Here is a 6063-nt window from a genome sequence, read left to right as displayed (position 1 = left end):
ATCGCGCGGGTCGCGGCGGCGGCCGGCCATGCGGTGCTGCTGTACGACCTGAACGAAGCCGCTTGCGACAAGGCGCTGGCCGGCATCCGCGCGCAGTTCGCGCGGCTCGCGGAGAAGGGCCGGCTCGAACCGGCGCAGGCCGACGCGGCCGGCGCCCGGATTCGCGCGGTGCGTGCGCTGGCCGACTTCGCGGGCGCCGCGCTGATCGTCGAGGCGGCGGCCGAGCGGCTCGACGTGAAGCGCGAGATCTTCGCGACGCTCGAGCGCCATGTCGACGACGCGTGCCTGCTGGCCACCAATACGTCATCGATCTCGATCACGTCGATCGCGGCCGGGCTGCGTGTGCCGCAGCGCGTCGCCGGCCTGCATTTCTTCAACCCGGCGCCGCTGATGGCGCTCGTCGAGGTGGTCAGCGGGCTCGCGACCGCGCCGGAAGTCGCGCAGATGCTGGTTGCGACCGCCGCCGCATGGGGCAAGCAGCCCGTGATGGCGAAATCGACGCCGGGCTTCATCGTGAATCGCGTCGCGCGCCCGTATTACGCGGAGGCGCTGCGCGTGCTGAACGAGCAGGGCGGCGCGCCGGCATCGATCGACGCGGTGATGCGCGAGGCCGGCGGCTTCCGGATGGGGCCGTTCGAGCTGATGGACCTGATCGGCCACGATGTGAACTTCGCGGTGACCGAATCGGTGTTCCGCGCGTATTTCAACGATCCTCGCTACACGCCGTCGCTGATCCAGCAGGAACTCGTGAACGCGGGCTTCCTCGGGCGCAAGTCGGGCCGCGGCTTCTATTCGTATGCGGACGGCGCGACGCCGCCTGCCCCCGATCTCGAAGCCCCGCGCGACGCGCCGGCCGACGTCGCGCTGTATGCGCAGGACGGCCCGGCCGCCGCGCTGCATGCGCGCTTCGCCGAATGCATTCCGGGCGCCCGGCAGGCCGGCGCGCATGCCGACGACCTGCTCGCGACGGCCGGCCGCGCATCGATCGCGCTGACCGACGGCCGTACCGCGACCGAGCGCGCCGCGCAGACGGGCGCGGCCGATCTCGTGCTGGTCGACCTGGCGCGCGATTACGCGCAGGCCGGGCTCGTCGCGCTGACGCGCGCGCTCCAGTGCAGCGATGCGGCCTATGCGGATGCGGTCGGCCTGTTCCAGCAGGCGGGTTTTCGCGTCGTCGGCGTCGCGGACGTGCCGGGCATGGTCGCGATGCGCACCGTCGCGATGCTCGCGAACGAGGCGGCCGACACGGTGAACCAGGGCGTGTGCTCGCCCGCCGATCTCGATCTCGCGATGGAGAAGGGCGTGAACTACCCGTGCGGCCCGCTCGCGTGGGCCGATGCGATCGGCATCGGCCGCGTGCATCGCGTGCTGTCGAACCTGGCGGCGAGCTACGGCGAGGACCGCTATCGCGTGTCGCCGCGCATCGCCGCGCTGCATGCGGCCGGCCGCACGTTCCGGTCGTAGCCGTCGCCCCCGTTACCTCGAACACGATAACGACATCACTCCATTGGAGGAGCACCCCGATGACTCACCCGACGCATCCCGCCGCCGCCCTCGAGCCGATCGAGACTGCCAGCCGCGACGAACTGCAGGCGCTGCAGCTCGAGCGCCTCAAGTGGTCGCTGCGCCACGCGTACGATAACGTCCCGCACTATCGGCGCACGTTCGATGCGGCGGGCGTGCATCCGGACGACCTGAAGTCGCTCGCCGATCTCGCGAAATTCCCGTTCTCGACCAAGCACGATCTGCGCGACAACTATCCGTTCGGGCTGTTCGCGGTGCCGCGCGAGCAAGTCGTGCGCGTGCACGCGTCGAGCGGCACGACGGGCAAGCCGACGGTGGTCGGCTACACCGCGCGTGACATCGACACGTGGGCGAACGTGACCGCGCGCTCGATCCGCGCGGCCGGCGGCCGCCCGGGCGACACGCTGCACAACGCATTCGGCTACGGGCTCTTCACCGGCGGCCTCGGGATTCACTACGGTGCGGAACGGCTCGGCTGCATGGTCGTGCCGATGTCGGGCGGGCAGACCGAGAAGCAGGTGCAGCTGATCCGCGATTTCGAGCCGAAGATCATCCTCGTCACGCCGTCATACATGCTGAACCTGATCGACGAGATGGTGCGGCAGGGGATGGACCCGGCCGAATCGTCGCTGAAGATCGGCATCTTCGGCGCCGAGCCGTGGACGCAGGCGCTGCGCGAGGAAGTCGAGACGCGCGTGGGCATCGACGCGCTCGACATCTACGGGCTGTCGGAGGTGATGGGCCCGGGTGTCGCGTGCGAATGCGTCGAGACGAAGGACGGCCCGGTGATCTGGGAAGACCATTTCTATCCGGAGATCATCGACCCGGTCACGGGCGAAGTGCTGCCCGACGGCAGCCAGGGCGAGCTGGTGTTCACGTCGCTGACGAAGGAGGCGATGCCGGTGATCCGCTACCGCACGCGCGACCTCACCGCGCTGCTGCCGCCGACCGCGCGCGCGATGCGCCGGCTCGCGAAGATCACGGGCCGCTCCGACGACATGCTGATCGTGCGCGGCGTGAACGTGTTCCCGAGCCAGATCGAGGAGATCGTCGTCGCGCTGCCGCAGCTGTCGGGCCAGTTCCAGATCACGCTGTCGCGCGACGGGCACATGGACCGCCTCGACCTCGCGGTCGAACTGCGCTCCGAAGCGGCCGCGTCCGTCAGCGAAAGCGATCGCGCGGCGCTCGCGCGCGAGTTGCAGCACCGGATCAAGACGATGGTCGGCGTGTCGTCCGGCGTGACGGTGCTGGCCGCGGGCGGCATTCCCGCGACCGCGACCGGCAAGGCCCGGCGCGTGATCGACCGCCGCCAGGCCGCCTGATTCCCCTGTTTGCCGTTCAACTCGAGGAAACCTGTTCGATGGATGGATTGAAGACCCTGGCCGTCACGGTCGATGCGCGCGGGATCGCAACCGTCGCGCTGCAGCGCGGCGACGTGCTCAACGCATTCGACGAGACGATGATCGCCGAACTGACCGATGCGTTCACCACGCTCGGCCGGCGTGACGACGTGCGCGCGATCGTGCTGCGTTCGGAGGGGCGCGCGTTCTGCGCGGGCGCCGACCTGCAGTGGATGCAGCGCGCGAGCGCGAACGACGCGGCCGCGAACCTGCGCGATGCGGAGCGGTTCGCCGCGATGATGCGCGCGATCCGGCAATGCCCGAAGCCGACGGTGGCGCGCGTGCAGGGCCATGCGTTCGGTGGCGGCGTCGGCCTGTGCGCGGCGTGCGACATCGTGATCGCGAGCGACCACGCGCGCTTCTCGGTCAGCGAGGCACGCTTCGGGATCCTGCCGGCCGTGATCGGCCCGTATCTGGTCGAGGCGGTCGGCCAGCGCCAGGCGCGCCGCCTCGCGCTGACGGCGACCCAGCTCGCCGCGGGCGAAGCGGTCGCGATCGGCCTGATCCACCAGGCCGTGCCGCTCGATGCGCTCGACGAAGCGCTCGACCGGACGCTCGCCGAACTCGGCCGCAACGGCCCGAACGCGCTGATGGAGATCAAGCGCTTCTTCGACGCGATCGGCGAGTATCCGCCGTCGGACGAGCGCGCGGCGTTCACCGCGCAGACGATCTCCCGCGTGCGGGCGACGCAGGAAGCGAAGGAAGGCTTCGCCGCGTTCTTCGCGAAGCGGCCGCCGGCCTGGGAGGCGGGCACCGAGTAACGGGAAACTGAGGGGAAACCAGGGCGAAACGGCGGCGCTCGGCGGTGCAGCGGGCCCGGCCGAATTTTGCGGCTCGGGCGCGGGCGCTTGCTCTACAATGCGTGACCTCCGGCGCGCTGCCGGCCCTGCCCCGACCGATTCTTCATCCGATGATCGTCAACCGCCTTATCTCCGAGATCCTGTTCGGCTTCACCGGCCTGATTGGCATCATCAACCCGATCGGCATCGCGTTCCTGTTTCTCGAACGGACCGAGGCGCTCACCGAGCAAGAGCGCGATCTGCTCGCGAGGAAGGTCGCATTCAACGCGTTCGTCGTGCTGATGGTCGCGTTCTTCGCCGGCACGCCGGTGCTGCATTTCTTCGGTATCTCGATGGAAGCGCTGCGGATCGGCGGCGGCTTCGCGGTTGCGGTGGCCGGCTGGCAGATGCTGAACGAACCCGACGGGCCGGGCGGCGGCGACACGCCGGTCAAGCCGATCGACGCGAACGCGATCATGACGCGCGCCTTCTTCCCGCTGACCATGCCGCTGACGGTCGGCCCCGGCTCGATCGCGACCGCGATCGCGCTGAACGCGAACCGCACGCACAAGCTGTCGGAGTTCGCGCTGTCGAGCATCGTGTCGATCGCCGTCTCGGTGCTGGTGGCGATCGTGATCTGGCAGGTCTACAGCCGCTCCGCGCTGCTGTCGCGCTACCTCGGCAGCGAAGGCACCAAGGTCGCGAAGCGCGTGTCGGCGTTCCTGCTGCTGTGCATCGGCGTGCAGATCATGCTGACCGGTTTTTCCGCGTTCCTGCAGCCGATCGCCGACCAGGCCAAGTAAGCAAGCGCCACGCGCCGCTGCGCACGTGCTGCGCGGCCGGCGCCCGTACGACCTCGCGCTGACGACCACTCCCTTCGTACGATGCGGCGACGCCGCACGCATTTTTGCCGCCCGGGATACCATGCGACGGTCCGGCGGATGCGCGGCGCGCATCCGGCCGTCAGCTCAACTTCAATGGCGAGGCGCGCAATGGAATACGTGAAATTCGGATCGACGGGGCTGGAGGTGTCGAAGCTGGTGCTGGGTTGCATGACGTTCGGCGAACCGTTACGCGGCACGCATCCGTGGACGCTGCCGGAAGCGCAGAGCCGTCCGATCATCCAGCGGGCGGTCGAAGCCGGCATCAACTTCTTCGATACCGCGAACATGTATTCCGACGGCACGTCGGAGGAGATCGTCGGCCGCGCGCTGCGCGATTTCGCGAAACGCGACGACATCGTGATCGCGACCAAGGTGTTCTACCGGATGCGGCCCGGGCCGAACGGCGCGGGGCTGTCGCGCAAGGCGATCATGACCGACATCGACCAGAGCCTGAAGCGGCTCGGCACCGACTATGTCGATCTCTACCAGATTCACCGCTGGGACGACGGCACGCCGCTCGAGGAGACGCTCGAGGCGCTGCACGACGTCGTGAAGGCCGGCAAGGCGCGCTATATCGGCGCGTCGTCGATGTTCGCGTGGCAGTTCGCGAAGGCGCTGCACACGTCGAAGCAGCACGGCTGGACCCGCTTCGTCAGCATGCAGAACCACCTGAACCTGCTGTATCGGGAAGAGGAGCGGGAAATGCTGCCGCTGTGCGAAGACGAAGGGATCGCGGTGATTCCGTGGAGCCCGCTCGCGCGCGGCCGCCTCACGCGCAACTGGGACGAGTCGACCGAGCGGCAGCAGAGCGACGCGGTCGGCCAGCGGCTTTACGATGCGACGGCGGAGTCGGACAAGGCGGTCGTCGATGCCGTGGCGACGATCGCGGCCGCCCGCAACGTGCCGCGTGCGCAGGTCGCGCTTGCCTGGGTCGCGCAAAAGCGCGGGGTCACCGCGCCGATTGTCGGCATTTCGAAGCCGCAGCAGCTGGACGACGCACTGGCCGCGCTCGAACTGAAACTGACCGACGACGAGATCGCGACGCTCGAACGCCCGTACGTGCCGCACGCGGTCGCCGGGATCAACTGAGCGGCGGCGCCGCGCGGCCGTCAGCGCGCGGCGTCGAGCATCGGGTAGGTGAACAGGCCGAAGTGAACGACGTTCAACCCCGCATGCGCGAGCGCGGACGCGAGCAGCCCGCCGCGCCGCCAGGCGAGGCCGTAGCCGATGCCGGCCACCGTGCCGAGCACGATCCATTGCCAGCCGCCGGCGGCGTGCGCGGCGCCGAACAGCACCGCGCCGATCGCGAGCGCGGCCCACGGCCCCCATGCGAACGCGCGCAGCGCGCGCGTCAGCCCGCCCTGCACGTAGCCGCGGAACAGCGCTTCCTCGGCGAGCGTCACGATCAGCAGGTTGTTCACGAGCCACAGCCAGCCCGACGGCGGCCACTTGGGCGCCCAGCCGACCAGACCGATG

At 69.6% G+C, this 6063-nt stretch carries 6 protein-coding genes; 5 read left to right on the top strand and 1 reads right to left on the bottom strand.

Annotation, left to right across the window (positions count from 1 at the left end; all coding sequences use genetic code 11):
- The 5 genes from G3N98_RS37720 to G3N98_RS37700 all read left to right on the top strand — a co-directional run.
- Window positions 1–1464, top strand: a 1464-nt coding sequence (locus G3N98_RS37720; RefSeq protein ID WP_206150965.1) for a 3-hydroxyacyl-CoA dehydrogenase, incomplete at its 5' end; no start/stop codon positions are given.
- 59 nt (window positions 1465–1523) lie between these two features.
- Window positions 1524–2846 carry a phenylacetate--CoA ligase PaaK gene (gene paaK / locus G3N98_RS37715; RefSeq protein WP_206150964.1) on the top strand — a complete coding sequence of 441 codons (1323 nt, stop codon included), beginning with the start codon at window positions 1524–1526 and terminating at the stop codon, window positions 2844–2846.
- 38 nt (window positions 2847–2884) lie between these two features.
- Window positions 2885–3685, top strand: coding sequence for an enoyl-CoA hydratase-related protein (locus G3N98_RS37710; RefSeq protein ID WP_089475041.1), 801 nt, complete (start codon window positions 2885–2887; stop codon window positions 3683–3685).
- A gap of 149 nt (window positions 3686–3834) precedes the next feature.
- Entirely contained in the window at window positions 3835–4506 is a 672-nt protein-coding gene (locus G3N98_RS37705; protein ID WP_046548012.1) for a MarC family protein, read from the top strand.
- Window positions 4507–4695: 189 nt separating this feature from the next.
- A complete protein-coding gene (locus tag G3N98_RS37700) occupies window positions 4696–5676 on the top strand; it encodes an aldo/keto reductase (protein WP_166894947.1) in 981 nt (326 codons plus the stop codon).
- Between the two features lie 20 nt (window positions 5677–5696).
- Here G3N98_RS37700 and G3N98_RS37695 read toward each other — a convergent pair.
- Window positions 5697–6063: CPBP family intramembrane glutamic endopeptidase (locus tag G3N98_RS37695; RefSeq protein WP_206150963.1), on the bottom strand; the 367-nt coding region annotated here is incomplete at its 5' end.

It is taken from the genome of Burkholderia sp. Tr-20390, assembly GCF_017104595.1.
In the GTDB taxonomy this organism is placed as follows: Bacteria; Pseudomonadota; Gammaproteobacteria; order Burkholderiales; family Burkholderiaceae; genus Burkholderia.
Note: the sequence above shows the minus strand (reverse complement) of the source record. Positions and strands in the feature narration are given on the sequence as shown.

Excerpts from the sequence above, each read along its gene's own strand:
- paaK (WP_206150964.1), top strand. The coding sequence starts at position 1,524 with ATGACTCACCCGACGCATCCCGCCGCCGCCCTCGAGCCGATCGAGACT.
- G3N98_RS37710 (WP_089475041.1), top strand. The coding sequence starts at position 2,885 with ATGGATGGATTGAAGACCCTGGCCGTCACGGTCGATGCGCGCGGGATC.
- G3N98_RS37705 (WP_046548012.1), top strand. The coding sequence starts at position 3,835 with ATGATCGTCAACCGCCTTATCTCCGAGATCCTGTTCGGCTTCACCGGC.
- G3N98_RS37700 (WP_166894947.1), top strand. The coding sequence starts at position 4,696 with ATGGAATACGTGAAATTCGGATCGACGGGGCTGGAGGTGTCGAAGCTG.